Here is a 21,600-nt window from a genome sequence, read left to right as displayed (position 1 = left end):
GTCCGCGCCCTCGCCACACCCCACGTCAAGGGCGCGACCCGGGCTGAGCTCCGCGACCTCGGCAACGAGTGCCCCATTCGGATTGCCGCTCCAGATCCGCTCGCCCGAATAGCGCTCATCCCACTCCTGAGCAGAGTGGGGTTGGTGGGCTGCGCCATGCTCGCTCATGCGGTCAGTCTGCCTCAGCGGGTCGGTCTCGAGTCGTGTGCGCGAACGCGTCCGTTCGCCGGTCAGGGTCAGCGCCGTGATCTCGGCAGCGTCGCTCGCCTTCTCGCGGTGGTATGACGCACGTACAAGTCTGACGTTTTGACATGGCCTCGAGGACCGTCCTTCGCGCGTGCGGCTCGAACCGACGTCGTTCGACCAACTCAGAGCTCCGGATTCGCGCAGCCTACTGGCCCCTCGGCGTACCGCTGTCTGGCTAGGGTTGCGTCGAACTGGGCGAAGGGAGCACCCATGCTCCGTTCAACCGACCGAGTCGGGGATCTGGGTCCAGCTGGCGAGGAGGGCGAGGGCTTCGTGCTCGGGTGAGTCTGGCTGCGGGGTGTAGATGTTGAGGCGGAGGCCGGGGTCGGCGGGGAGGTCCATGGCCTCGTAGGGAAGAGCGAGCTCACCGACAACGGGGTGGCGGAGGCGCTTGACGCCGGAGCGGTGGAACTTCACGTCGTGCTTGGCCCAGCGGGTGGCGAACTCCTGGCTGCGGGTGCTGAGCTCACCGATGAGCTCGGTGAGGACGCGGTCGTGGGGAGAGCGGCCGGCTTCGGAGCGAAGGAACGCGACGGAGTCGTCGGCGCCCTTGTTCCAGTCGACCCAGAAGTCCTGGGCGGCGGGATCGAGAAAGAGGAACCGCGCGGTGTTGATCGGGCCGCGCTGGGCGAAGAGCGGGGAGTCGAAGACCGGGGCGTAGAGGGCGCGGCCGAGCTGGTTGGCGGCAAGGATGTCGAAGCGGCCGTTGCGCAGGTACGCCGGGGTGCCGGGCATCGCGTCGAGGATCCGCAGCAGGGTCGGCCGGACGCGCGTCGTACTCGCGGCCGTCGTCCGACGAGACGAGCCGGACGAGGCGCGGGCGAGGTCATACAGATGCGCGCGCTCGGCGTCGTCGAGCTGCAGCGCGGAGGCCAGGGACTCGAGGACCGACTCGGAGGCGCCGCTGAGGTTCCCGCGCTCGAGGCGCACGTAGTAGTCGACGCTCATTCCCGCGAGCAGCGCGACCTCCTCGCGGCGCAGCCCGGGGACCCGCCGGTTGCCGCCGTACATCGGCAGCCCCGAGGCCTCGGGGGTCAGCCGGTTGCGGCGCGTGACCAGGAAGTCGCGCACCTGGGCGGAGACGTCCGTCGAGTCCGGCATGCCATCGACGGTACGTGGTACGGGAAGGGGTGCGGGAGGTACTGCCAGTACCCGGAAGAGCCGTCACTCCCACGCCCTACGACCAGCGAGTTGACTGGAGCCATGCGAGCAACCCTGATCTACGGAGCCGGCGACATCCGCGTCGAGGACGCCCCGGACCCGAGCCTCAAAGAGACCACCGACGCGCTGGTGCGCGTGACAACGGCCTGCATCTGCGGAAGCGACCTGCACCCCTACCACTCGATGTCACCCGCCGACGGCCCGTCGCGCATCGGGCACGAGTTCATCGGCATCGTCGAAGACACCGGGTCCGAGGTGACCACCTTCAAGAAGGGCGACCTCGTCGTCGCGCCGTTCGCCTGGTCCGACGGCACCTGCGACTTCTGCCGCGAGGGCCTACAGACCGCGTGCGAGCACGGCGGCTTCTGGGCTCGGAACGGGATCGACGGCGGGCAGGGGGAGGCCGTGCGGGTGCCCCTCGCCGACGGCACCCTCGTGAAGCTCCCCGTGGAGGAGAGCTCGCCCCTGATCCCCTCACTGCTCACACTCTCAGACGTCTACGGCACCGGCTGGCACGCCGCGACCAAGGGCGGCGTCAACGAGGGCACCACCGTCACCGTGATCGGCGACGGAGCCGTCGGCCTCCTCTCCGTCCTCTCCGCCCGCGAGCTCGGCGCCGAGCGGATCATCCTGATGGGGCGCCACCAGACTCGCACCGACCTCGGCCGCGAGTTCGGCGCCACCGACGTCGTCGCCGAGCGCGGCGACGAAGGCGTCGAGAAGGTCCGCGAGCTCACCGGCGGCCAGGGCAGCCACGTCGTCCTCGAGGCGGTCGGCCACCTGCCGGCGTACCAGCAGGCGTACGGCGTGGTCCGGCCTGGCGGCACCATCAGCCGGGTCGGCGCCCCGCAGTACGAAGAGGCACCGATCGGCTTCGGCAGCCTCTTCGGCGGCAACATCACGCTCACCGGCGGGCCGGCCCCCGCCCGTGCGTACGTCGAGACGCTGATGCCGTCGGTCCTCGACGGCACCGTCGACCCGGGGCGCGTCTTCGACCGGACCGTCGACCTCGAGGACATCGCCGACGGGTACCGGGCCATGGCCGACCGCGAGGCGCTGAAGGTGCTGGTGCGGCCGTGAGCGCCTGGGACGCAACCGATCTGGACCGGGTCGGAGGGGCCACGGAGCTCGAGCCCACTCACAGAAGCCAGGAGACCCACATGGAGATCACACCGACCCGCGACACGGCCAAGGGCCCCGCGGCCACGTTCACCGGCGACGTCCACATCACCCCGTTGGCGCCGGCCGTCGAGCCGGCCAGGCTCACCGGCGCGCTGGTGCGCTTCACGCCCGGCGCCCGCACGTTCTGGCACAGCCACGAGCGCGGCCAGACGCTCTACGTCACCGAGGGCGTCGGCCTGGTCGCCAGCCGCGGCGGCTCGGTCACGCGCATCAAGCCCGGCGACACGGTGACCATCGGCGCCGGCGAGGAGCACTGGCACGGCGGCACCGCGACCACGTGCATGAGCCATCTCGCGATCGTGACCGCCAGCGGCGAGGCCGACCCGACCACCTGGCTCGAGGCCGTCACCGAGGAGGAGTACGCCGCCGCCCAGCAGGCGTGAACCCGGTCGGGCTCACTCGGTGGACCTCGCCTCGATCGCCGCCAGGTCGCGGACGGCGTACCGGTGGTGCTCCCACTCCTCCTCGAGGATCGTGTGCAGGCACGAGCGGACGGTCTCGGGGTAGGCGGGGTCGTGCGGGTTAGGCCGCTCTTCGGCCAGCTGATCCGGTGTGACGGTGGCCAGGAAGTCGCGCACCATCGCGACCCGGCCGGCCCGGGCGTCCAGCACCTCGTCGTACGACGGAGCGGCCGCCGCGGCCATCGGGGCATCCGTGCCGTCGGCCTCCGTGGCCGCATCGCGCAGTCCGAGCGGATGGAAAGGCTGCTCGACGGCCAAGACCGCCTTGCCCAGCCACGTGTCCGTGGCCAGCACCAGGTGGCGCAAGGTCTGCGCGAACGACCACTCCCCGTCGACCGAGACGTCGACCGTGCCGTGCGGCATCGCCGCGACGCGTTCGAGCGTGGCCGCCCACGTGCGTTCGAGCGCGGCCCAGGCTGCGCGCAGACCGTCCGGGTTGTCGGCCCGTTGCTCGGCGCGGCCGGGGAAGCGGCGGTTGAGCTCGGCGTCGACGAAGGGAGTCACGTCGACGCCGTTGACCAACAAGGAGCCACCGTCGCTGAGCAGCCACGGCGCATCGATGTCCGCCCCGTCCACCTGGACGCCGCGCATCACGACCCCGCTCAGGTCCGCCCCGACGAACCGGGCACGACTGAGGTCCGCGTCGACGAACTCCGCACCCTGGAGGTCGTCGGAACCGGTGAAGCTAGCCATGACGGACTCCTCACAACCTCGCCGCACGCCGCGACGCAAACGCTCTCCTGGACGATCACATCACAGTCGCGTCATCGACGACGGTGCCACCATTCCGGGATGAACGCCGACGACCGACCGATCACCGACGGGGAGGCCGCCCGACCCTCAGTTCAGGTGGAGCTGGTGGGCGAGGAACCTGTCGCGGTCGACGAGGGCGGCATCGGTCAGCTGGTGGTCGGCGCCGTCGTACAGCTCCACCTTCGCCCTGGGGCTCGCCTGCGCGAACGCGTCGCGCACGTCGCCGGGGATGAAGAAGTCGTCGCCCGCCCACTGGAAGAGCACGTGCCGGCCGAGGCGTGAGGTGTGCTGGATCGGGTCCAGGCCGTCGAAGAGCGCGTAGTAGTCCGCGCGCGGCTGTCCAGTGAGGCCCAGCCAGAACGTCGCGAACCAGTTCCCCCACAGCGAGTCGGGGGTCTCCAGGACAAGGGCGGAGACACGGAGGTCCTGGTCGGCGAGGAGGCTGCCGTACATCGCCCCGTAGTCGTGGCCGACCACCGCGATGCGCGTCGGGTCGACTCCGCGGATGTGGGCGAGCTTGTTCAGGGCACGCTCCATCGCGGCGACCTGCTGGTGGATCAGCGTGACGTCGTGCCTCGTGCCGTCGGGGTTCGGTACCCACGGGAAGTAGCCCTGCGGAAGCACCGACACCACGCCGCGTCGCGCCAGACCCACGGCCTCGCCGAGGTACTCCGTGCGGTCGTTGTGGATCTGCCCGAGCCAGTGCAGGAACAGCACGCCGGCGGCCGAGTCGTGCGACAGCTGCCCGGCCGGCTTCACGACGTACGCCGAGACGGTGCGGTGCTGGCCCGGCACGTGCAGCCGGACGTCCTGGATCACGACGCCCGATCCCGAGCGCGGGACCCCTCGCTGGTGATCACCGTACGCCGATGCGGTGCCGCCGGCTGCCGCCAGCAGAGCACTCGACGCCACCACTGCCGCCCACGCGCGTACCCGACCCATGTCCAGCTCCCTCGTCAGTTGCTCACAACGGTTTACACCTGACGTGACTCTGGGGTCAGTAGTATCAAGCGTCAAGGTACTGACGGCAGATCGATACCGGATCGTGTCCGGGAGGAGGAGCCGCTGATGGGTTCGACCGCGGCGTCCTTCCCACTCGACTGGCTCGAGCGCGGCGATGGCCGCCCGGCCGGCGACCTCGACCTGGCGGTGCTGCTGGTCAACACCCACGACCTGCTCGAGGACCCGGCGGACCGGCTGGGCGACCTGACCTGGCTGACCAGCGCGCTCAGACGAGTCGGGCACGCCGACGTGGCCGGCGCCTTGACCCGGTCGGACGTGCCCCGGCTCCGGTCGCTGCGCACCGTGCTCCGGGCCGCCTTCGAGGCTCCCGACCTGAAGACCGCGGCAGCCGTGCTCAACCCGCAGCTGGTCAAGGCCCGGGCCGTGTTCCTCATCGACCTGCCCTCACGACCGAGGGGAGCCGGCGCCCGGTTCGTCGCGACGCCGGACCGCACCGGGTACGCCGCGCTCGCGGCCAGACTGCCGGCCGCCCTCGCCACGCACGTCGCCGACAACGGGGTCGGGCGGCTCGGCATCTGCTCGAGCGACCCGTGCCGGTGTGCGTTCGTGGATCGGACCCGGGCCGGCACGCGGCGGTACTGCTGCACCGTCTGCAACGACCGGTACGCCGCGCGCGCCTACCGCCGACGCCGGCGCGGCATCGGCGAGAAGGACTGACCACTCGACGAGTCGGCCGCCGAAGGACGCCAGGCTATGCGGGGAACTGCGTCCATTTCCCCTCGGAGACGACCTCGATGGTGCCGTCGTTCACCTTGATGGCGGTCTGGTCGTCGATGGCGTACGCCGGGCCTCCCAGGTCCGCGGCCCATCGCTCGGCCTGGGCCAGGGTGTTGTCCGGCATCTGCTCGTGGCCCAGGTGCGGGAAGATCGAGAAGTCGACGACGCCCAAGGTGCGGTCTCCCCCGGTGGGCGGGCTCCAGCTGACGAAGTCGTCACCGATCCGGGGGGTCATCACCATGCTTCCGGCGCTGACACCCACCCAGACCGTTTCGGGCAGCGACGGCAGGAACTCGGCCAGCCCGGAGAGCCGCATCCAGTGGCACAGGTACGTCGCATCGCCGCCGTCGACCAGCAGCACGTCGACCTCCCGGACCCAGGGCACCCAGCGCTCCTCGCCGATACTGGGCAGCGCGGTGAGCTCGAGCAGGCCCACCGACTTCCAGCCCAGACCGGTGATCTCCGAGGGAGACCGGCCGGCGACGAACTGCCAGGCCGAGGCCGGCGTACACATGGAGTGGCCCCACTCCGCGGTAGGGATGCACAGGGCGTTGGAGTCGGCGATCGGCTTGCCCAGCAGGTCGACCAGCGCATCGCGGATGCTCGTGTTCGTGACGCCCCCGGAGGTGAGCAGAAGCTTCACCATGCCTCCCGAATCGATCGGCCGGGCGTCCACGCGTCGTTGAACGCGATGAGGTAATCGGTCACGTCTCCTCCTTTGTCGCGGTGGCCGCTGCGGCCGCCTTCACCCTCTCCACGATCGGCGGCTGCCCCCTTCGACAGCCTCGGGCCGTATGAGTTCCGTAGAGTATTCGGCGCCTCGGGGAGGGAGCTTCGACCTGGTGGCCAGGTTCGAAGTCGCGCTCCCGATCGTCTGTGTGGTGCTCGGCTTGCGGAACCTCCTGGGGACACCCTTGCTCTGGGGCCGGGGTGTGCATCAGGTGCCCTACCCGAGCGTCTCGAAACGGATCGAGCTGCGGGTCAGCCTGGTCGTCTCCAGCTGCGCGGTCGGCGTGTCACTGTGACGCCACGTGTCGACCACGACCGCCGTCCCGTCCACGTCCACGACCCACAAGTCGATGATGACCACCTCGGGCTGGTTGCCGTAGCTGATGCCACGATCTCCAGAGGGCGTCTCGGCGAGGCGGTAGTACTCGTCCATCGGGCACTGGTCGTCGATCCGCAGCCGCAGGTGAAGAGCGTCGTGGCCGAATGCCCTGGTCTCCGTGGGTCGCTGGACGACCTCGCTCCGCGGGAGGCGGATGAGCCGTCGCGCCATCTCCAGCGCCGTCGTCCCCGGGGCACGCCCGCGCGACGAGCTGGTGCAACCGGATCCGCCGGCCAGGAGCGTCGGCTGGTAGACACCCACCCCGGCCATGATCGGCCCGCCCCCAGCGCCGGTCACCTCGGACAGCACCGGCTGGCTCCCGCTGAGCCACCCCGGGCCCCTGACTGTCAGCGCGGCGTCGATCCTCGCGCCGCTGGCATCGGCGCCGACGGCCATGCGGTACGTGCCAGGCTTGATCGGGACGAATTCGGTGTTCTGGAAGGACGGCAGGGTCATCAGCGTCGCGGCGGCGGCCGGCCCGGACTCGGTGCGAGCCCTCCCGGGATCGATCTGCCTGGCGCCGTACACGCCCCCGACGGCGAGCACGACCGCCATGACGCCGAAGCCGGCCCGTGTCGCGTGACGGCGGCGCCGACGGGCGCGCCCTCCGCTGATCAGGCCCTGTACGTCGGGTGGCGGGGCGTACCGCACGTCCGCCTGTTGGTTGAGTGCTGTTCGGAGCTGGTCGTCGAGACTCATGACTCGCGCACCCCCTCTCCGATGCCCGACGCGGCCAACGCCCGTCGTAGCGCACCGATCGCGGCCCAAGACTGTGACTTCACGGTGCCCTGTGCGCAACCGAGGACCTCCGCGATCTGGGCCTCGCTCAGGTCTTCGTAGGAGCGAAGGACGATCACCGCTCGTTGCCGATCTGGGAGTGCGCACACCAGTGGCCAGAGCAAGTCGCGATCGACGACCGACAACTCGGCGGGGTCGCCCGCGGCCTCGGGCAGCTCGTCCCACGGCTGCTCGCGGTTCCGGGCCCGACGAGCGCTCGACACCAGTGTGTTGGCGAGCATCCGGCGCACGTACGCCTCGGCGTAGTGCATCCGGCTGATGCGCCCCCAGGTGACGTACGCCTTCTCCAACGTGGTCTGCAAGAGGTCCTCCGCACCGGCCGGCGACGCCGCGAGCAGGTATGCCAGCCGGTACAGCGAGCCCCATCGAGCGCCGACGAACTCGGCGAAGTCCTCGTCCGTGCTCATCGGTCCCCCTGTGCGTCTGTTCAACCCGGCAACGCGTTGGTGGACCCTCCGGTTCGTCTGAGTGCCCGGCAACGCGTTCGTGGGGTTTCCTTGTTCGGTGGCCGGTAGATGCGGCCCGTAGAGCCCACGTTCGCGCTAAGAACCGGCCCGGACATCGGGAGGATTACCAGTCTTGGGGGCCCACCGGGCGGACGAACCTGAGAGTCGTCACGGGTCAACCGCCACGGACGAGCCCCCTTGCTCCAGCCCCTCCATCCACCGCGTGCAGCACTTCAACGATGCGATCTGCGTCCCGAGCAGCGGCATCAGCCATACCGACGCGTGGGGGAAGCACCAGCCCGCATCGCCCGGGAGGGCCATGCGTCAGAGCCTGCCAGTGACCCCACCATTCCGAGGGGTCTCGTCAGTCGTCCCGGGTGCCGACGCTAGGCGATGCGCGCGACGGCCGAGATGAAGCCGGGAAGGGCGACCAGGACCGCGGCACCCAAGGCCGCCTGAAGTACCAACCGCCCCCTACGCCGAAGAAACCCTGCGGCAGCAGGGAGCCCCAGGCACACCACGCAGCCGAGGGAAACGATCACCAGCGCCGGCCAGATGAAGAGCAACGACGGCACCGCGAGCAGTCCGATCGGCACCATCCACCACAGCCACGCCCGACTCGGCTCGCGCAGGCTGGATTCGAGTCGTCCGGCGACCGAGGCCGTTACCGCACCGGCGCCCACCGCAAGGATCGCGAAGGTGGTCAACGCCAACCAGCCTGGACCGACCAGGTCGAAGTCGGGATTCTCGGCGCGCAGCGGGTCCAGCCACCAAGAGAACAGCACCAGCAGCGTCGCGCCGTAGATCGCCCCACCGAGCAAGCCACGCGGGAGCGCGCGGGCCACGAATACGTAGACCAGGCCGACGACCATCCCTACGGGCAGCCCGACGAAGAGCCAGAACCCGATCGTGCCGCCGACAGTGATCCTGCCGACCACCTCGTCAGCCTCCGTGATGCGCCCCTGAGCGTCCGGAGAGGTCGCTGCCAGCAGCCGCATCGCGAGTCTCCCCGCTGGACCGATGAACAGGGTTCCGACGGCCAGCCCGGTCAGAGCGCCGACCGCCAGGATGCGGGCCAGGCCGCGGAGTCGGACGACCATGGATGCGTCGGTCATCGAGTCGGGCACGAACGCGTAGTTGCGCCATCGCACCGTGAGCGCGAGCGCCACCACCACAGCGACACCGCAGACGACCATGATCGCCATCTCGTCAGTATGCCCTTCAGACGGCGCGCGTTGCGGTCTCCGCGCAGACCGCCGAGCACGGGGTCGGGTGGCTCGGCATCTGCTCGAGCCACCCGACCCGGTGTGCGACTCACGGGCCGACCATCACGCGTCCGCCGCTGGTCGTGTAGTGGAAGTGGTGGAGGTGCGGGGCGTCCTGCTGGACCGACGACTGCTGTGCGGGCGCACTGGGTTCGTTGGAGTCGTGAGAGACGGCCAGGGCCACGGAGCCGGCCGCGATGGCGGCCACGGCGGCAGCCGCGGCGACGAAGGGGGCCGGACGGTGGTGGATCGACAAGCTGGTCATGGTGACCTCCGTAGATTTCGTTGGTCATTCGACTGTGATCGGCCCGTCGACAGAACGGAATGCGACGTTCGGCGGTGGAGGATCGACGTACGCGTTAACGCGTATGTCGCACAGCGCACGGTCGCCGTAGCCTGGCGGTACTGACAGAACGGAGGTAACGCCGTGACCGGAAACTGGGTCATGACCGATACCGACATCCGCGCCTTGCTCGGCGTGTTCGATCGGTGCCAGCCCGCCGCCGACGACGACATCTTCTACGCCGACGTGCTCACCGGCCTGCGCGAGCTGATTCCGTGCGACGACATCACGTTCCAGCTGATGGACGTCGCCGAACAACGAATCAGGCTGCTGTTCGTGAACGACGACGGAGTGCAACGCGAGGAGACCGTCGGCGCGACCGACGAGTTCGTTCAGCTGTTCTGGCAGGAGTGCTGGGAGGAGGACGGCTGTGCCGGCCCGCTGACGAACGGCGACTACTCCACGCTGCTCCATCATGCGGAGGTATCCCGCACCCGTGCCTACGCCAACAGCCCGCTGGGTTCGGCGTTCGCCGCCCTCGGCGTGAAGGACGAGATCCTGGTACCGATGACACCGCTCGGCGGCACCGACCGACGCCTCCTGCTCTTCCGCGATGAGGGTGCACCCGACTTCTCCGAACGAGAGATGGCGATGCTCGCGTTGGCCCGCCCGCACATCGCCGAGCTGCACACCCGCCGCGACCGGGAGCTTCGGGGCGAACCGCACCTGACGCCTCGACAGTGGGAGGTCCTGCGCCAGGTGGCCACGGGAGCCAGCAACACGCAGATCGCGCGCACGCTGGGACTCTCCGATGCGACCGTGCGCAAGCACCTCGAGAACGTCTTCCTCCGCCTCGACGTGCAGAGCCGGACCGAGGCCCTGGCTCGCGTCAACGCGTTCATCGACGCGGCCTGACCTGTCGACCGGGATCGAGTTGCCTACGCGAGTCGATGGCGGTAGTTCGGCAGCTTGAAGGCGCGGCCGTAGTCCTTCGGGCCGGAGAAGTCGGTGCGACGGTTGCCGACGTTCGCGATGATCGTGTAGCCCTCGGCGACGAAGCGAGCGCGGCAGCGTTGCTTTCCGTGGGCCACCGCCTCCTTGCGGCTCGTGCGGCCGCAGACTTCCGCGACTGCGTAGCCGGCCCTGGTGAGCTCCGAGCGGGTCTTCGCGAGCGGGGCACCGGCGCGAGCGGTGTTGAACAGGAGGGCGACGCCGTGCTCCTCGGCGTACGTCGCGAAGGAGAGGACCGCCGGGATGGCGGTCCCCGGCCGGTAATGCGTGGCGAGGGTGGAGTTGTCGATGTCGAAGTTGATCGCGTACTTCTTGGTCGTGTCGGCGGTCGCCTGGTCGAGGTAGGCGTGGGAGCCCGCCATGGCCCTGGCGACGTCGTGACGCCAGTGCTTCTCCGACGGGAGCCTGCGTACGGCGAGCGCGGGCGACGAGAGTGCCGCGAGGAGCGCGAGGGACATCGCGGCGGCGCAGCTGTGCGCCAGCACGGTTCGCAGTCTGCGTCCGGTCATGAGGTTCCTGTCTCGTCGTGGTGCGCCGTGACGTGCGGCGTTGAGTTCACGGAGACAGACGCCGGCGGTAGGGCTCCGGTTCGGTGACAGAGCGAGGAAGGCTAGTCCGGGGACGCCACGTCGCGACGGAGACGGGGGGCAGGTCCGAACAATGTCTGCTCCTCGGCTACCCGGACGAACCCCGCCGAGGCGTAGAACTCGGCAGCATGCGGGTTCGCCGTCACCTCGATCCAGGGTTCTCCCTCGCGGGCGGCCTGGGTGACCGCCTCGAGCATCAGTCGGGTCGCCACTCCCTGCCGCATGGCGTCGGGATCGACGAACAGATCCTCGAGCTCCAGGCCGCCGTCGATGCTGACGACGGTCGCGAAGCCCAGGATCCGACCGCCTTCGTCGGTCGCCACGCGTGTCCGCCCACCCGCGATGCCGGCCCCGGTCCAGTGCAGTGCCTCGGATGAGGCGAGCAGGTTGGCGCGGTCGCCGGCATTGCTCAACGACGAGCGTCGGTAGAGGTCGCGAAGAAGCTCGAGGTCACGGTCGTTCGCCACGCGGGTCGAGATGACTGCCATGGTCAGTCGGCCCAGGCGTCGAGCTCGTGGCGCCCGAGGAGCACAACGGCGGCGTCCCTACCGGGAGGAAGCGAGTGGACGCTCGGGGACGAGCTACGCACCACGCGAGCCTAGACGAGGGGTCCGGGGGGTTGAGCCTCCGCCGTACGGTGTCAGCATGGACGTCTCGGGCTGGCTCGCGGAGAAGGCATTGACGACCCGGAGCATCGCGCGGACTCCGATCTGGCTCTACCGGCACGGCCTCGGCCCGGTGTTCGGTGGACGGATGCTGATGCTCGAGCACGTCGGCCGGCGGTCCGGCCGGCCACGGTACGTCTGTCTGGAGGTGGTGAGTCGACCGCGGCGCGATCGCCTGGTCGTCGTCAGCGGCTTCGGCACCGGGTCGCAGTGGTACCAGAACCTCCAGGCTCGTCCGACGTGCCGGGTCAGCATCGGCCGCCGACGCGACGTGAGCGCGGCGGCGCGCTTCCTGACCGACGCGGAGAGCGCCGAGGCCCTCACGGACTACCAACGGGCTCATCCACGGGCGTGGCGACACCTGCGCCACGCGATCGAGCGGGCCGTCGGTCACCCCGTCTACTCGCTCCCGATGGTGGAGCTCGACCTCGGCGGGTGACCCATGATCATGGAATCGCGGGGGCGGGTATGCACCGAGGAATACGTCGGTCCGCAGACGTGTCAGGCACTCTCGAGGCGGACCCGCTCGGCGGAGACGAAGCTCTCGGTCGACCACCACTCCCGATAGCGCGCCGGGCCGACCAGGTCCTCCAGCGCCCGGGTCTGGGAGGCATGGGCTCGCAGCGCTCGGTGCTTGCGGGCGAGCATCGAGCCGGTCAACCGGACGGTCACCGAGAGCTCGGACGGGTGGCTGACCGGAGGCTCGGCGTCGTCCATCCACAGGCCCACCCGCTGGCTGAGCTCGCCCCAGTCGCGGTGGTACTCATGGGTCAGGGTGGCGTACCAGAGCTCGGCCCGCCGGCCGGTACGACGCCACGCCTCGGTGGTCCAGGCCGAGATCGCACGATGGTCGGCGTGCCCGGTCATCCCTTCCGGGCCGAACGTGACGATGACGTCCGGGGACACGTCCTCGATCAGCGGCACCAGCTCGGCAGCGCCCTGGGAGACGGGTACCCCGTCGAGCTCGCCGTCGCCGTGGTGCAGCCAGTGGTGCTCGTGCACACCGACCTCGGCCAGGCTCGCCCGGAGCTCCTGCTCACGTACGACGCTGAGCCGCGCAGGTGGCCAGCGGGCAGGGTCGTCGGTGCCGTGCTCGCCGCGGGTCGCGGTCACGACGACGACGCGACCACCGTGGTTGCGGGCCCGGGACATCAGGCCGCTGGAGAGGTACGCCTCGTCATCGGGATGCGCCCACACGCCGAGCAGGGTGCCGATGCGCGGCAGGTGTCCGACGTCGGAGGCACTCATCTGCGCGTTCCCGTCAGGACTCTTCGCAGCCACGGCGTCGGTGTGGGATCGCCGAGGGTGATCGCGAACTCCGCGGTCTCCTGGTCGATGGCGAGCCGCTCGATCTCACCGGGGGCGCGGTGGAGCAGCCGCACCGCGCCTTCGTTGTGCGGCGCCATCGCCATGGTGAAGCGTCGTACGCCGACCTCGAGCGCTCGTCGTACCAGCGCGGACGTGAGCATCGTGCCGATGCCTCGGTCCTGCCAGTCGTCGACGACCGCGACGGCCACGTCGGCGGAGTCCGGGTGCTCCGGCTCACGGACGAAGCGGGCGATCCCGATCGGGCGATCGTGCGGTGCCGAGATCGCGAGGATCGCCACGTGGTCGTACTGGTCGACCTCCGTCAGCTGACGCAGGTCCGCCGAGGTCAGCCGCGGCTTCGGGGCCAGGAAGCGGAGCTCACGCGAGCGCGGGCCGAGGCCGGCGAAGATCTCCAGCACCGTTCCCCTGTCACCGGACACGAGGGGTCGCAGCTCCACCGTCGAGCGGTCGAACGACCAGTCGGGCTCGCACGGACGGGTCAGGCAGCTCGCGCTCATGACGTCACCCGTGCTTGCGTCGACCGGGTCGACACGTGGCGGGGCGAGGTCTGCTCCGAGCGGAGCGCCTTGCGGGCGCGCACACGGTTCGCGGCGTCGCGGTGGACCTCGTCTGCGCGGACGGCGGCGGGCTGCATGCGGATCTCTCCTTGGTCGTGGTGATGGGTGTGACAAGCAGGGAGCCACCCGAGTCCCGCCCGATCGGTGCAGCTCCGGCGACGCTGTTCCGCGCCGCCATTGGCGATACGACGTGGACGTGCACGAGGTTCGCCCGCGAGAGAAACGGTGCCGCCGAGGAGGCCCCCGCCACATCGGTGACGACTACCTAGTTCGCGACGACGCGATGCCCATCGTGGCGAGCACGGATGCGTATCCACCGGGGTCACCGCCGATGACGGGCCAGGCCGGGGATGAACCGGGGCGTGACGGCCGCGTAGGCGGTGTACTCGGGCAGCTCCTCGGCAAGGTCGCGCTCCTCCAGGCGGACGCCGACCAGGATGTAGGCGATCCCGAGACCCGCGAAGAGCAGGTGACCGACGGTCATCGTCGGTGTGGCGAGGAAGGCGGGGAAGAAGCCGAGCGTCATCGGGTGCCGGACCAGCCGGTGCGGCAGCGGAACGGCGAACGACGGTGCCTGGTCGGCGAGGCCGCGCAGATGACGGGCGACCTGGCGGAGCCCGAACAGGTCGAGGTGGTCGATCGCGAACGACATCGCCAGGACCCACACCCACCCCAGCGTGAAGAGCATCCACAGCAGCGATTGCCCGGCCGCACCCGGCACGTCCCAGACCACCGCCGGGATCGGGCGCCACTGCCAGAAGGCCAGCGCCAGAGACGCCGACGCCGCCAGCACGTACGTCGAGCGCTCGACGTACGGGGGGACCAGCGTCGTCCATCGGCGCTTGAACGCGGGCCGTGCCATCACGCTGTGCTGGACCGCGAAGACTCCCAGGAGGAGAGCGTCGATCGCAACCGCGATCGGCGTTCCTGAGTATGGGCCACCGCGGTCGACCGTCCTCGGGACGATGGTGTCGGCGAGGAACGCGACGGCGTACAGGAAGACCGCCAGGAAGGCGAGGTAGCTGACGGCGCCGTGAACGACGGCCGCGACGGCGCCCACCCCGGGGCGGGTCCGGACGTTGAACTGTCGGGTTGCGACCATGCGTCCAGCCTCGATGGGATGACCGGCCGGCGTCAGGCGTGGAACTACCCCACTTGCCGCTCGGCGACCGGATGCGGTGGAGTCGCGGGGTGGAACAGCGGCTGGGCTCGACCGACACGCCCGACGGGGTATCCGTGGCCTACGCAGCTGCCGGCAGCGGGCCGCCGCTGCTCTTCGTGGGCGGCTGGCTGAGCCACCTGGAGCTCAGCTGGGCCCTCCCGGCCGAGCGTCAGCTGCTGGAGAGCCTGGCGCAGGGACGCACGCTGCTGCGCTACGACCGGCCGGGCTGCGGGCTCTCCGACCGGTCAACGACCGAGCCTTCCGTCGACACCGAGCTGGACGTCGTCACCGCTGTCTTCGCCGCCACCGGTGTGGAGCGCGCGGACATCGTCGCCAGCTCGCTCGGCGTCCCCCTCATGATCGAGTGGGCGGCCCGGCATCCCGAGACGGTCGATCGCCTGGTGCTGTACGGCGGATGGGCGCGGGGAGCCGACATCGGGACGCCGGACGTCCGCGACCACGTCGTCGGCCTCGTGGCCGGACACTGGGGCCTCGGGGCCGGTGTGCTGACCGACATCTTCGCGCCGGACGCGTCGGCCGGGACCCGCGCGGCCCTCAGCACGTACCAACGAGAAGCAGCGTCGCCGGAGACCGCGTCCGCGCTGCTGAGGCTGTGCTACCGGATCGACGTGACGTCATCCCTGGCCCGGATCCACGCGCCCACGCTCGTCGTACACCGCGAGCAGGACCGGGCCGCCCCGCTCGAGCAGGCCCGGCTGATCGCCGCCGAGATCCCCGGTGCCCGGCTGGAGGTGCTGCCCGGTCGCTCCCACATGCCGTACGTCGGCGACACCCCGTCGCTGGTCGGAGCGATCAGGACGTTCCTCGGTCTCCCCGCCCGGCGCGGTCCGACTCCGCCGAGACTGACCGAGCGGCAACGAGAGGTCGCCGCGTCGGTGGCCGAAGGGCTCACCAACCGCGAGATCGGCGAGCGGCTCGGGATCGACGAACGCTCCGCCGAGGGTCACCTCGAACGCATCCGCCTCCGCCTGGGCGTCCGGTCCCGCGCCCAGGTCGCGGCCTGGTGGGTCGCCACGAACGTCGGCTGAGGCGCGAGAAATCTGCGGACTCACTCGATCGCGAGCGTCGTCCGGAGAGGTCGACCGAGGATGGTGGAGAGCCTGGCGACCTCCTCCTCCAGCGCTCCCCGAGGCGGCTTCCCGTTCTCCTCGAACCACCTCACGACGGCCTCGTCGCGCCCGGTCGACCACGTGCCGGTCACGACACCGCCCCTGACCACGAGGTTCGCCTTGCGGGTGACCGGCGTACGACGAGCGGGCGGCACCACGTGCGCGTCCTTGGTTCCCGGACCGATGACCCACTGGTCGTGACCCGGCAGGAGGCGCACGGCCACGGTTGCCTGCGTCGACGTCAGCTCGTCGACGTCCTCACTCAGGACATAGGCCCTCTCGCCCTCGACGTCGACCGCCACCAACCGGTCCTCGAGACCGGCGAGCCACGACTGCAGGCGCTTGCGCCCGGCGCTGAGCCCGTTGCCCAGCCAGTAGTGGACGTGGTCAGGTGTGGCCGGCCCGTACGCGCGGAAGTACGACGCGATCGCGTGCGGTCCTGCCTCGTCGAGGTCCCAGATCCCTGCCCACCGCGGGTTGTCGTCCAGCCGCTGGAAGGTGGCCCGCCCCTCGCGCGGCGGCCCGAACGACAGGTCGCCCTGCCACGCGAAGGGCTTGAGCAGCGTGCCGGCGCCGTCGTCGAAGACCGGGCGGAGGTGCCGGTACGCCGCCTTGCGGGTCACGGCCGCTCCCAGCTCGTCCCGGGTCAGCGGCCCGTCCGCGAGTGCATCGCGGACCGTCTCCCGTAGCCGGGGCCAGTCCGACGGCGTGAGCTCGTAGTAGCTCTGCCAGCTCGACAGCTCCCACTGCCGGCCCGCGGCCCGGAGGGCGAGGTAGGCGCCGCCGTCCGCGGGCGTCATCAGGTGCACCGCACCGCGGAAGGCGAAGGTCTGGATGATCCGACCCTCGGCGAGCGCCCGGGCGACCTCACCGGGGTGGGACCGTTGTCGCCGCGTGCGCACCGCGAGCTCCGCGGCCGCCGTGTCCATCGTCGGGACGGCCGTGAGACGCCCGACCACACCCGCGACCGACTCGCTGCCGATCGGGTCGAGGAGGTGTCGCCGCATGCGCCAGGAGAGGGCCTGCGACCAGCGGAGCGACACCCTCGCACGCTAACCGGCGTCACACCCCTGTCGAACCCCTGACTCTCCTGAGCCTGCTTCGGGGGGTTGCTCAGGGGTGCACCCGATGTGGCTGAGCCGCGGGCGAGGCACTGTGGTGGCATCAGGGAAACGCCCTGGTCAACCCATCAGAAGGACGTGCAACAACCATGGACGACATCCGAAACAGCTTCGCCCGACACGGACTGGTCCGGTCGCGCGAGGGGCGCGTGCTCGGCGGCGTGCTCGCCGGCCTGGGCCGGCGGTTCGGCCTCGGGCCGTGGACCACCCGACTCCTCTTCGTGCTGCTTCTCCTGGTCCTCCCGGGCAGTCAGTTCCTGATCTACCCGATCCTGTGGATCCTGATGCCCTCGGCCGAGACGGTCACCCACGTCGGGACCGACCCCTCGCCCGCGACCTGAGCGAACGGGGCACTGCTGGCCGGTCATCCGCCGGCGAGCAGTGCCCTCGGATTGCCCTCGGATCGGGTCCGTCGTACCCAACTAGAGCCATGCGGGCCGAGGCTTCGGACGCGTAGGGTGGGGTCAAAGACTGCGATGTGCCGGTCACGGACGCCGATCCGGCGTCTTGGTGCTCCCGTACAGGCAGCGAGTCGCGAGAGTGGGTGCGACATGGAGTACGCCGAGTCCCCGACCGTGCCACTCGATCGCCTCCTGGCAGAGCTGCGGGTCGCACGGCAGTCGGTGGCCCGGGAGAGAGGTGCGGGCCGCCAGATCACCGAATGGACGCTGGCCCAGGCCACGCTGTTGTCGGCCCTGGAGGCCTACGCCGCCGGGCTCGCCTCGGCGGGCCACCCCGTGCCGTACCGCATGCGCGACGAGCTCGCCATGCGTCGACGCCTCGCCGGACTGGGCGGCGTCCCGAGGTGACAGCGGGCTCTCCGCGTCGCTGACAGGCCCGGCCGTCAGGGCGCTTCCATCGTCGACCATCGGACACCGGCCGGCGGAGCCGAGGCGGCTGACTCGAACAGTCGCGCGATCTCGCCAGCCAGCGGTACGCCGAGCCGGGCGTCCGCGGGGTCGGCGAGCAGTACGTCGTACAGCCCTCGGTAGTGCGCCTCCTTGCGGCCCGCCGCGCCGGTGTACCCGATGTGCTCGGTGACGACGCCGTCCACGATCACCGTGGCCGTCAGGGACGTGTGGTCCATCCGTACCTGTCGGTCTCCGGCGTACTCCAGGGTCGTCTGCTTGGAGGTGTCGGCGGCCCGCCAGTTCGACGTGAGCACGCTGCGGCCACCCTCGTGGTCGAGCACCGTGACGGCGCGGTCCCGCTCGTCGGAGTGGCCCACCACCTCGCAGGATCCGACGAACGGCCCCAGCAGGCTGAGCTGGTTGGGTCCGGAGTCGACCCAGGAGGAGACGAGGCTTGCCAGACGCGCCTCCGACGGGCCGGCATAGGCGTCGTTGAAGACGCTGAGCACCCGGGTCGGCCGGGTCCACCCGGCGTCGCGGATGTACCGGAGCGCCCACTCGACCTCGGGAGAGAACGCGAAGTGGTGCGCGACCCGCACCCGGTCGGCGACGTCGGCGAGGCTGTCGATCTCGGCGCGGGTGGTGGCCAAGGCCTTCTCCGAGAGCACCAGGGCGTCGGTGCGCTCGACCACCTCTCGCGCGATCCGCACGTGCGTGTCCGTCGGCGTCGCCACCACCACCAGCGTGGGCGCCAGGTCGGCCGCGAGGGCGTCATCCACGCTTCGGAACACCGGTAGGGCATCGGCCTCCCCGACCGGGTCGACTCCACCCACCAGCACCACATCAGGTCGTCGTTCAAGGACGTGCAGGTGTGTCTGCGCGATCGTGCCGAGGCCGACCACGAGCACTCGGTGCGGCTCGCTCACCTCTCCCCCTCCGTCGCGCTGCCGGCGACCGACACGTCGCCCGGTCACGCGCGAGCCCCTGGACGACATCCAACCGGACGCGCAGGATGCTGTGTCGCTTCGCCCGTCTGCTGTTGACTCTCAACTCCCATCGAGAAGGGAGCGAGCCGATCACGTCCGCCCTCTCTGCGCTCGGCGACGCCTTCACGATGGCGGGGTCGATGACCTGGCAGATCACCTGGTCGCTGATCCTCGGGTTCACCCTGTCGGCCATCATCCAGGCCGTCGTACGCCGCGAGACCATCTCGCGGATGCTGGGCGACGATCGGCCGGCGACGCTCACCAAGGCCACCGGGCTCGGCATCGCCAGCTCGTCCTGCTCGTACGCCGCGGTGGCGATGGCGCGCTCGCTGTTCCGCAAGGGCTCGAGCTTCGTCGCGGCCATCGTCTTCGAGATCGCGAGCACCAACCTGGTCATCGAGCTGGGCATCATCCTGGCGCTGTTGCTCGGCTGGCAGTTCACCCTCGCGGAGTTCGTGGGCGGCCCGATCATCATCGTCCTGATGGCGTTGTTCTTCCGGCTCTTCGTCCGTGCGAAGCTGATCGACGCAGCCCGGGAGCAGGCGCTCAAGGGCGTGGCCGGGTCGATGGAGGGCCACGCCGCCATGGACATGTCGGTCCAGGGTGAGGGCAGCTTCGCGCAGCGTCTGCTCAGCGACCGAGGTCTGACGTCGGTCAGCCACATCTTCGTCATGGAGTGGGCAGCCGTGATCCGCGACATCGTGATCGGTCTGCTGATCGCCGGCGCCGTGGCCGCCTGGGTGCCGGACTCGTTCTGGCAGACGCTGTTCCTGACCGACCACGCCGGTTGGTCGAAGGTGTGGGGGCCACTGGTGGGCCCGATCATCGCGATCTTGAGCTTCGTCTGCTCGATCGGAAATGTCCCGCTCGCGGCGGTGCTCTACAGCGGGGGCATCAGCTTCGGCGGCGTGGTGTCGTTCCTGTTCGCGGACCTGATCATCGTCCCGATCCTGATCATCTACCGGAAGTACTACGGCACCCGGATGATGCTGACCCTGCTCGCCGGCTTCTACGTGACGATGGTGCTCGGTGGCTACATCGTCGAGATCCTCTTCGGCGGCCTCGGTCTCATCCCCGACGCCGGCCAGGTGCAGGTCGCGGAGCAGGGCATCACCTGGAACTACACGACGATCCTGAACATCGTTGCCCTGGCCCTGGCGGCCCTGTTCCTGGTCCGCTTCTACCGAACCGGCGGCCGGGAGATGCTGTCGATGATGGGTGGCGATCCCGAGGACCTTTCGAGCCGTTGACGCCTACTCGGGCTGGCGGGAGACTGGCGGCTAGCGCAAGGGGGAGTTCAATGGCTTGGAACTTGACCGGAAGCTACTGCGAAACCTGCTCGTGCGAGCTCATGTGCCCGTGCAACATGTCCTTCGACCACGGGGCCACCTACGACTTCTGTCGCGTGGTTCTCGCCTTCAACATTCGTCAGGGTTCGGTCGACGACACCGACATCGCCGGGCGCAAGGTCGTGCTGATCGCCGATACGCCCAAGGTGATGACCGACGGCAACTGGCGGGTCGGTGTGTTCATCGACGACGGAGCCACGGACGCGCAGTTCGACAAGCTCGGCCAGGTCTTCGGCGGCCAGCTGGGCGGTCCGATGGCGGGGCTTGCTCCATTGATCGGCGAGATGCTGGGCGTTCAACGCGCCGCGATCGACCTCGAGGACGACGGGCTGCTCCACAGCGTCCGTGTGGACGACTCGATCGACTTCCAGATCGAGGACATCGTCCCGTTCGGTGTGGAGACCGGCGAGCCGGTGAAGTTCTCCGGGATGTTCCACCCGGTCGGGTCGGATCTGACGATGGCCGAAGCGAAGCGGTCGCGGATCAGCGCCTTCGGCATCGAGTACGAGGGAAAGACGGGCCTGTCGAAGTCGGACTTCTCGTGGGCCGCCTGACGGAATGACCGACGTCGAGTCGGCGGCCGACTCAGGTCTTCGTCCCGCCTACGCGGCCACCCGCACCCAGCTCGGTCTTGTCGCCGTGCTCTTCGCGCTCGCCGCGGCCGGTTGGTGGTGGACGGTCGGGCAGATGCGCGGCATGGACGACGGCCCCTGGAGCAGTCTCGGGACGTTCGGCTGGTTCCTCGGTGTCTGGGTGGTGATGATGGCGGCGATGATGTTCCCGTCGGTCGCTCCGACGGTGGCGCTGTACTCGCGGATGAGCAGGACGAGGCTGCTGCCGCCGGTGTTCACCGCCGGCTACCTCGCCACGTGGGCCGGTGCCGGAGTCATCGCCTTCATCATCGGAGTGGCCGCGAGCCGGGTAGCAGGAGACAACCTGGCGTGGGACAACGCCGGGCGAGCCGTCGCCGGCACGACACTGATCGCCGCGGCTGTCTACGAGCTGACGCCCCTCAAGGACGTCTGCCTGGGCAAGTGCCGCAGCCCGCTCGGCACTCTGCTCGGGTCGTGGCGCGACGGCTGGTCGGGCGCGTTCCGGATGGGAGCGGGCAATGGTGCGTGGTGCGTGGGTTGTTGCTGGGCCCTGATGGCGTCACTCTTCGCGTTGGGCGTCATGAGTGTGACCTGGATGGCGGTCGTGGCCGGGATCATCGCGTTCGAGAAGACCATCCCGTGGCGCCGACTGGCGACCTACGGCACGACCGTCATCCTGTTCTCGCTCGGTGTGCTCGTCCTCGTCGCGCCGGGCGCGGTGCCCGGTCTCACGCAGCCAGGTCAGGGTCCGATGCCCTCGATGACACCGATGAGCTCCTGACCGGGATCGGCCGGCCATTTCCTCAAACCGGCCCG

The 21,600-nt window shown here is 70.0% G+C and carries 27 protein-coding genes; 11 read left to right on the top strand and 16 right to left on the bottom strand.

The annotated features are described in order from the left end of the window. Positions 1–465 precede the first annotated feature (465 nt). A complete protein-coding gene (locus VGJ24_RS03020) occupies positions 466–1,347 on the bottom strand; it encodes a helix-turn-helix transcriptional regulator (protein ID WP_331499010.1) in 882 nt (293 codons plus the stop codon). Positions 1,348–1,449: 102 nt separating this feature from the next. Between VGJ24_RS03020 and VGJ24_RS03015 the strand changes: the two genes are divergently transcribed. Continuing rightward, the gene (locus VGJ24_RS03015) at positions 1,450–2,487 is read left to right on the top strand and encodes a zinc-dependent alcohol dehydrogenase family protein (RefSeq protein ID WP_331499009.1); all 1,038 of its coding nucleotides are present in this window, start codon (positions 1,450–1,452) and stop codon (positions 2,485–2,487) included. Between the two features lie 80 nt (positions 2,488–2,567). Then, on the top strand, positions 2,568–2,972 hold the full coding sequence (locus VGJ24_RS03010) for a (R)-mandelonitrile lyase (RefSeq protein WP_331499008.1): 405 nt from the start codon (positions 2,568–2,570) through the stop codon (positions 2,970–2,972). Positions 2,973–2,984: 12 nt separating this feature from the next. On the opposite strand, the gene VGJ24_RS03005 is transcribed toward VGJ24_RS03010, so the two are convergent. Both VGJ24_RS03005 and VGJ24_RS03000 read right to left on the bottom strand, forming a co-directional pair. After that, complete coding sequence (locus tag VGJ24_RS03005; RefSeq protein ID WP_331499007.1) at positions 2,985–3,743, bottom strand: DinB family protein; 759 nt, start codon at positions 3,741–3,743, stop codon at positions 2,985–2,987. A 147-nt stretch (positions 3,744–3,890) separates the two neighbouring features. Then, complete coding sequence (locus tag VGJ24_RS03000) at positions 3,891–4,745, bottom strand: dienelactone hydrolase family protein (protein WP_331499006.1); 855 nt, start codon at positions 4,743–4,745, stop codon at positions 3,891–3,893. Between the two features lie 126 nt (positions 4,746–4,871). Here VGJ24_RS03000 and VGJ24_RS02995 point away from each other — a divergent pair, with 126 nt between their 5' ends. After that, the gene (locus VGJ24_RS02995; RefSeq protein ID WP_331499005.1) at positions 4,872–5,483 is read left to right on the top strand and encodes a CGNR zinc finger domain-containing protein; all 612 of its coding nucleotides are present in this window, start codon (positions 4,872–4,874) and stop codon (positions 5,481–5,483) included. A gap of 34 nt (positions 5,484–5,517) precedes the next feature. Here VGJ24_RS02995 and VGJ24_RS02990 read toward each other — a convergent pair whose 3' ends face one another. From VGJ24_RS02990 to VGJ24_RS02970, 5 genes are all read right to left on the bottom strand, one after another. Further along, positions 5,518–6,189, bottom strand: a complete 672-nt coding sequence (locus tag VGJ24_RS02990; protein ID WP_331499004.1) for a Type 1 glutamine amidotransferase-like domain-containing protein — start codon at positions 6,187–6,189, stop codon at positions 5,518–5,520. Positions 6,190–6,489: 300 nt separating this feature from the next. Beyond that, positions 6,490–7,350 carry a hypothetical protein gene (locus VGJ24_RS02985; protein WP_331499003.1) on the bottom strand — a complete coding sequence of 287 codons (861 nt, stop codon included), beginning with the start codon at positions 7,348–7,350 and terminating at the stop codon, positions 6,490–6,492. Beyond that, positions 7,347–7,856 carry a SigE family RNA polymerase sigma factor gene (locus VGJ24_RS02980; RefSeq protein ID WP_331499002.1) on the bottom strand — a complete coding sequence of 170 codons (510 nt, stop codon included), beginning with the start codon at positions 7,854–7,856 and terminating at the stop codon, positions 7,347–7,349. The genes VGJ24_RS02985 and VGJ24_RS02980 overlap by 4 nt, the downstream gene beginning before the upstream one ends. A gap of 425 nt (positions 7,857–8,281) precedes the next feature. Continuing rightward, positions 8,282–9,100, bottom strand: coding sequence for a hypothetical protein (locus VGJ24_RS02975; RefSeq protein ID WP_331499001.1), 819 nt, complete (start codon positions 9,098–9,100; stop codon positions 8,282–8,284). 109 nt (positions 9,101–9,209) lie between these two features. After that, positions 9,210–9,425 carry a hypothetical protein gene (locus tag VGJ24_RS02970; protein WP_331499000.1) on the bottom strand — a complete coding sequence of 72 codons (216 nt, stop codon included), beginning with the start codon at positions 9,423–9,425 and terminating at the stop codon, positions 9,210–9,212. A 180-nt stretch (positions 9,426–9,605) separates the two neighbouring features. Here VGJ24_RS02970 and VGJ24_RS02965 point away from each other — a divergent pair, with 180 nt between their 5' ends. Continuing rightward, positions 9,606–10,358, top strand: coding sequence for a helix-turn-helix transcriptional regulator (locus tag VGJ24_RS02965; RefSeq protein ID WP_331498999.1), 753 nt, complete (start codon positions 9,606–9,608; stop codon positions 10,356–10,358). Positions 10,359–10,381: 23 nt separating this feature from the next. Here VGJ24_RS02965 and VGJ24_RS02960 read toward each other — a convergent pair whose 3' ends face one another. After that, positions 10,382–10,963 (bottom strand): HAD family acid phosphatase, encoded by a 582-nt coding sequence (locus tag VGJ24_RS02960; protein ID WP_331498998.1) that lies wholly within the window; start codon positions 10,961–10,963, stop codon positions 10,382–10,384. Positions 10,964–11,064: 101 nt separating this feature from the next. Further along, positions 11,065–11,529, bottom strand: coding sequence for a GNAT family N-acetyltransferase (locus VGJ24_RS02955; RefSeq protein ID WP_331498997.1), 465 nt, complete (start codon positions 11,527–11,529; stop codon positions 11,065–11,067). Between the two features lie 157 nt (positions 11,530–11,686). On the opposite strand from VGJ24_RS02955, the gene VGJ24_RS02950 reads away from it, so the two are divergent. Then, positions 11,687–12,145: a nitroreductase family deazaflavin-dependent oxidoreductase gene (locus VGJ24_RS02950; RefSeq protein ID WP_331498996.1), complete on the top strand. Its 459-nt coding sequence runs from the start codon at positions 11,687–11,689 to the stop codon at positions 12,143–12,145. Positions 12,146–12,207: 62 nt separating this feature from the next. On the opposite strand, the gene VGJ24_RS02945 is transcribed toward VGJ24_RS02950, so the two are convergent. From VGJ24_RS02945 to mddA, 4 genes are all read right to left on the bottom strand, one after another. Next, a complete protein-coding gene (locus tag VGJ24_RS02945) occupies positions 12,208–12,954 on the bottom strand; it encodes a PIG-L family deacetylase (protein WP_331498995.1) in 747 nt (248 codons plus the stop codon). Then, positions 12,951–13,532, bottom strand: a complete 582-nt coding sequence (locus VGJ24_RS02940; protein ID WP_331498994.1) for a GNAT family N-acetyltransferase — start codon at positions 13,530–13,532, stop codon at positions 12,951–12,953. Before VGJ24_RS02940 ends, VGJ24_RS02945 begins: the two co-directional genes overlap by 4 nt. Continuing rightward, entirely contained in the window at positions 13,529–13,669 is a 141-nt protein-coding gene (locus VGJ24_RS02935; RefSeq protein WP_331498993.1) for a hypothetical protein, read from the bottom strand. The genes VGJ24_RS02940 and VGJ24_RS02935 overlap by 4 nt, the downstream gene beginning before the upstream one ends. Positions 13,670–13,914: 245 nt before the next feature. Next, complete coding sequence (mddA, locus tag VGJ24_RS02930) at positions 13,915–14,694, bottom strand: methanethiol S-methyltransferase (protein ID WP_331498992.1); 780 nt, start codon at positions 14,692–14,694, stop codon at positions 13,915–13,917. Between the two features lie 89 nt (positions 14,695–14,783). On the opposite strand from mddA, the gene VGJ24_RS02925 reads away from it, so the two are divergent. Then, positions 14,784–15,803 carry an alpha/beta fold hydrolase gene (locus tag VGJ24_RS02925; protein ID WP_331498991.1) on the top strand — a complete coding sequence of 340 codons (1,020 nt, stop codon included), beginning with the start codon at positions 14,784–14,786 and terminating at the stop codon, positions 15,801–15,803. A gap of 20 nt (positions 15,804–15,823) precedes the next feature. On the opposite strand, the gene VGJ24_RS02920 is transcribed toward VGJ24_RS02925, so the two are convergent. Continuing rightward, entirely contained in the window at positions 15,824–16,927 is a 1,104-nt protein-coding gene (locus VGJ24_RS02920; RefSeq protein ID WP_331498990.1) for a DNA glycosylase AlkZ-like family protein, read from the bottom strand. Positions 16,928–17,094: 167 nt separating this feature from the next. On the opposite strand from VGJ24_RS02920, the gene VGJ24_RS02915 reads away from it, so the two are divergent. Both VGJ24_RS02915 and VGJ24_RS02910 read left to right on the top strand, forming a co-directional pair. Next, positions 17,095–17,346, top strand: coding sequence for a PspC domain-containing protein (locus VGJ24_RS02915; protein ID WP_331498989.1), 252 nt, complete (start codon positions 17,095–17,097; stop codon positions 17,344–17,346). 210 nt (positions 17,347–17,556) lie between these two features. Further along, on the top strand, positions 17,557–17,814 hold the full coding sequence (locus VGJ24_RS02910; RefSeq protein ID WP_331498988.1) for a hypothetical protein: 258 nt from the start codon (positions 17,557–17,559) through the stop codon (positions 17,812–17,814). Positions 17,815–17,849: 35 nt separating this feature from the next. On the opposite strand, the gene VGJ24_RS02905 is transcribed toward VGJ24_RS02910, so the two are convergent. Then, positions 17,850–18,782, bottom strand: coding sequence for a Gfo/Idh/MocA family protein (locus VGJ24_RS02905; RefSeq protein WP_331498987.1), 933 nt, complete (start codon positions 18,780–18,782; stop codon positions 17,850–17,852). Positions 18,783–18,868: 86 nt separating this feature from the next. Here VGJ24_RS02905 and VGJ24_RS02900 point away from each other — a divergent pair, with 86 nt between their 5' ends. From VGJ24_RS02900 to VGJ24_RS02890, 3 genes are read left to right on the top strand one after another with little or no spacing between them, the layout of a single operon-like run. Beyond that, positions 18,869–20,092: a permease gene (locus tag VGJ24_RS02900; protein ID WP_331498986.1), complete on the top strand. Its 1,224-nt coding sequence runs from the start codon at positions 18,869–18,871 to the stop codon at positions 20,090–20,092. A gap of 50 nt (positions 20,093–20,142) precedes the next feature. Continuing rightward, on the top strand, positions 20,143–20,745 hold the full coding sequence (locus VGJ24_RS02895) for a DUF1326 domain-containing protein (protein WP_331498985.1): 603 nt from the start codon (positions 20,143–20,145) through the stop codon (positions 20,743–20,745). A 4-nt stretch (positions 20,746–20,749) separates the two neighbouring features. Continuing rightward, complete coding sequence (locus tag VGJ24_RS02890) at positions 20,750–21,565, top strand: DUF2182 domain-containing protein (RefSeq protein WP_331498984.1); 816 nt, start codon at positions 20,750–20,752, stop codon at positions 21,563–21,565. Positions 21,566–21,600: the final 35 nt, after the last annotated feature.

The organism is Nocardioides sp. (assembly GCF_036493135.1).
Classification (GTDB): domain Bacteria; phylum Actinomycetota; class Actinomycetes; order Propionibacteriales; family Nocardioidaceae; genus Nocardioides.
The sequence above is the reverse complement of the archived record's forward strand: the minus strand, read 5'-3'. Positions and strand labels throughout refer to the sequence as shown.

Coding starts and splice junctions, on each gene's coding strand:
- VGJ24_RS02990 (WP_331499004.1), bottom strand. CDS start 6,189: ATGGTGAAGCTTCTGCTCACCTCCGGGGGCGTCACGAACACGAGCATC.
- VGJ24_RS03020 (WP_331499010.1), bottom strand. CDS start 1,347: ATGCCGGACTCGACGGACGTCTCCGCCCAGGTGCGCGACTTCCTGGTC.
- VGJ24_RS02950 (WP_331498996.1), top strand. CDS start 11,687: ATGGACGTCTCGGGCTGGCTCGCGGAGAAGGCATTGACGACCCGGAGC.
- VGJ24_RS02995 (WP_331499005.1), top strand. CDS start 4,872: ATGGGTTCGACCGCGGCGTCCTTCCCACTCGACTGGCTCGAGCGCGGC.
- VGJ24_RS02960 (WP_331498998.1), bottom strand. CDS start 10,963: ATGACCGGACGCAGACTGCGAACCGTGCTGGCGCACAGCTGCGCCGCC.
- VGJ24_RS02970 (WP_331499000.1), bottom strand. CDS start 9,425: ATGACCAGCTTGTCGATCCACCACCGTCCGGCCCCCTTCGTCGCCGCG.
- VGJ24_RS02980 (WP_331499002.1), bottom strand. CDS start 7,856: ATGAGCACGGACGAGGACTTCGCCGAGTTCGTCGGCGCTCGATGGGGC.
- VGJ24_RS03010 (WP_331499008.1), top strand. CDS start 2,568: ATGGAGATCACACCGACCCGCGACACGGCCAAGGGCCCCGCGGCCACG.
- VGJ24_RS03005 (WP_331499007.1), bottom strand. CDS start 3,743: ATGGCTAGCTTCACCGGTTCCGACGACCTCCAGGGTGCGGAGTTCGTC.
- VGJ24_RS02900 (WP_331498986.1), top strand. CDS start 18,869: ATGCTGTGTCGCTTCGCCCGTCTGCTGTTGACTCTCAACTCCCATCGA.
- VGJ24_RS02940 (WP_331498994.1), bottom strand. CDS start 13,532: ATGAGCGCGAGCTGCCTGACCCGTCCGTGCGAGCCCGACTGGTCGTTC.
- VGJ24_RS03015 (WP_331499009.1), top strand. CDS start 1,450: ATGCGAGCAACCCTGATCTACGGAGCCGGCGACATCCGCGTCGAGGAC.
- VGJ24_RS03000 (WP_331499006.1), bottom strand. CDS start 4,745: ATGGGTCGGGTACGCGCGTGGGCGGCAGTGGTGGCGTCGAGTGCTCTG.
- VGJ24_RS02935 (WP_331498993.1), bottom strand. CDS start 13,669: ATGCAGCCCGCCGCCGTCCGCGCAGACGAGGTCCACCGCGACGCCGCG.
- mddA (WP_331498992.1), bottom strand. CDS start 14,694: ATGGTCGCAACCCGACAGTTCAACGTCCGGACCCGCCCCGGGGTGGGC.
- VGJ24_RS02975 (WP_331499001.1), bottom strand. CDS start 9,100: ATGGCGATCATGGTCGTCTGCGGTGTCGCTGTGGTGGTGGCGCTCGCG.
- VGJ24_RS02915 (WP_331498989.1), top strand. CDS start 17,095: ATGGACGACATCCGAAACAGCTTCGCCCGACACGGACTGGTCCGGTCG.
- VGJ24_RS02890 (WP_331498984.1), top strand. CDS start 20,750: ATGACCGACGTCGAGTCGGCGGCCGACTCAGGTCTTCGTCCCGCCTAC.
- VGJ24_RS02910 (WP_331498988.1), top strand. CDS start 17,557: ATGGAGTACGCCGAGTCCCCGACCGTGCCACTCGATCGCCTCCTGGCA.
- VGJ24_RS02895 (WP_331498985.1), top strand. CDS start 20,143: ATGGCTTGGAACTTGACCGGAAGCTACTGCGAAACCTGCTCGTGCGAG.
- VGJ24_RS02945 (WP_331498995.1), bottom strand. CDS start 12,954: ATGAGTGCCTCCGACGTCGGACACCTGCCGCGCATCGGCACCCTGCTC.
- VGJ24_RS02955 (WP_331498997.1), bottom strand. CDS start 11,529: ATGGCAGTCATCTCGACCCGCGTGGCGAACGACCGTGACCTCGAGCTT.
- VGJ24_RS02985 (WP_331499003.1), bottom strand. CDS start 7,350: ATGAGTCTCGACGACCAGCTCCGAACAGCACTCAACCAACAGGCGGAC.
- VGJ24_RS02965 (WP_331498999.1), top strand. CDS start 9,606: ATGACCGATACCGACATCCGCGCCTTGCTCGGCGTGTTCGATCGGTGC.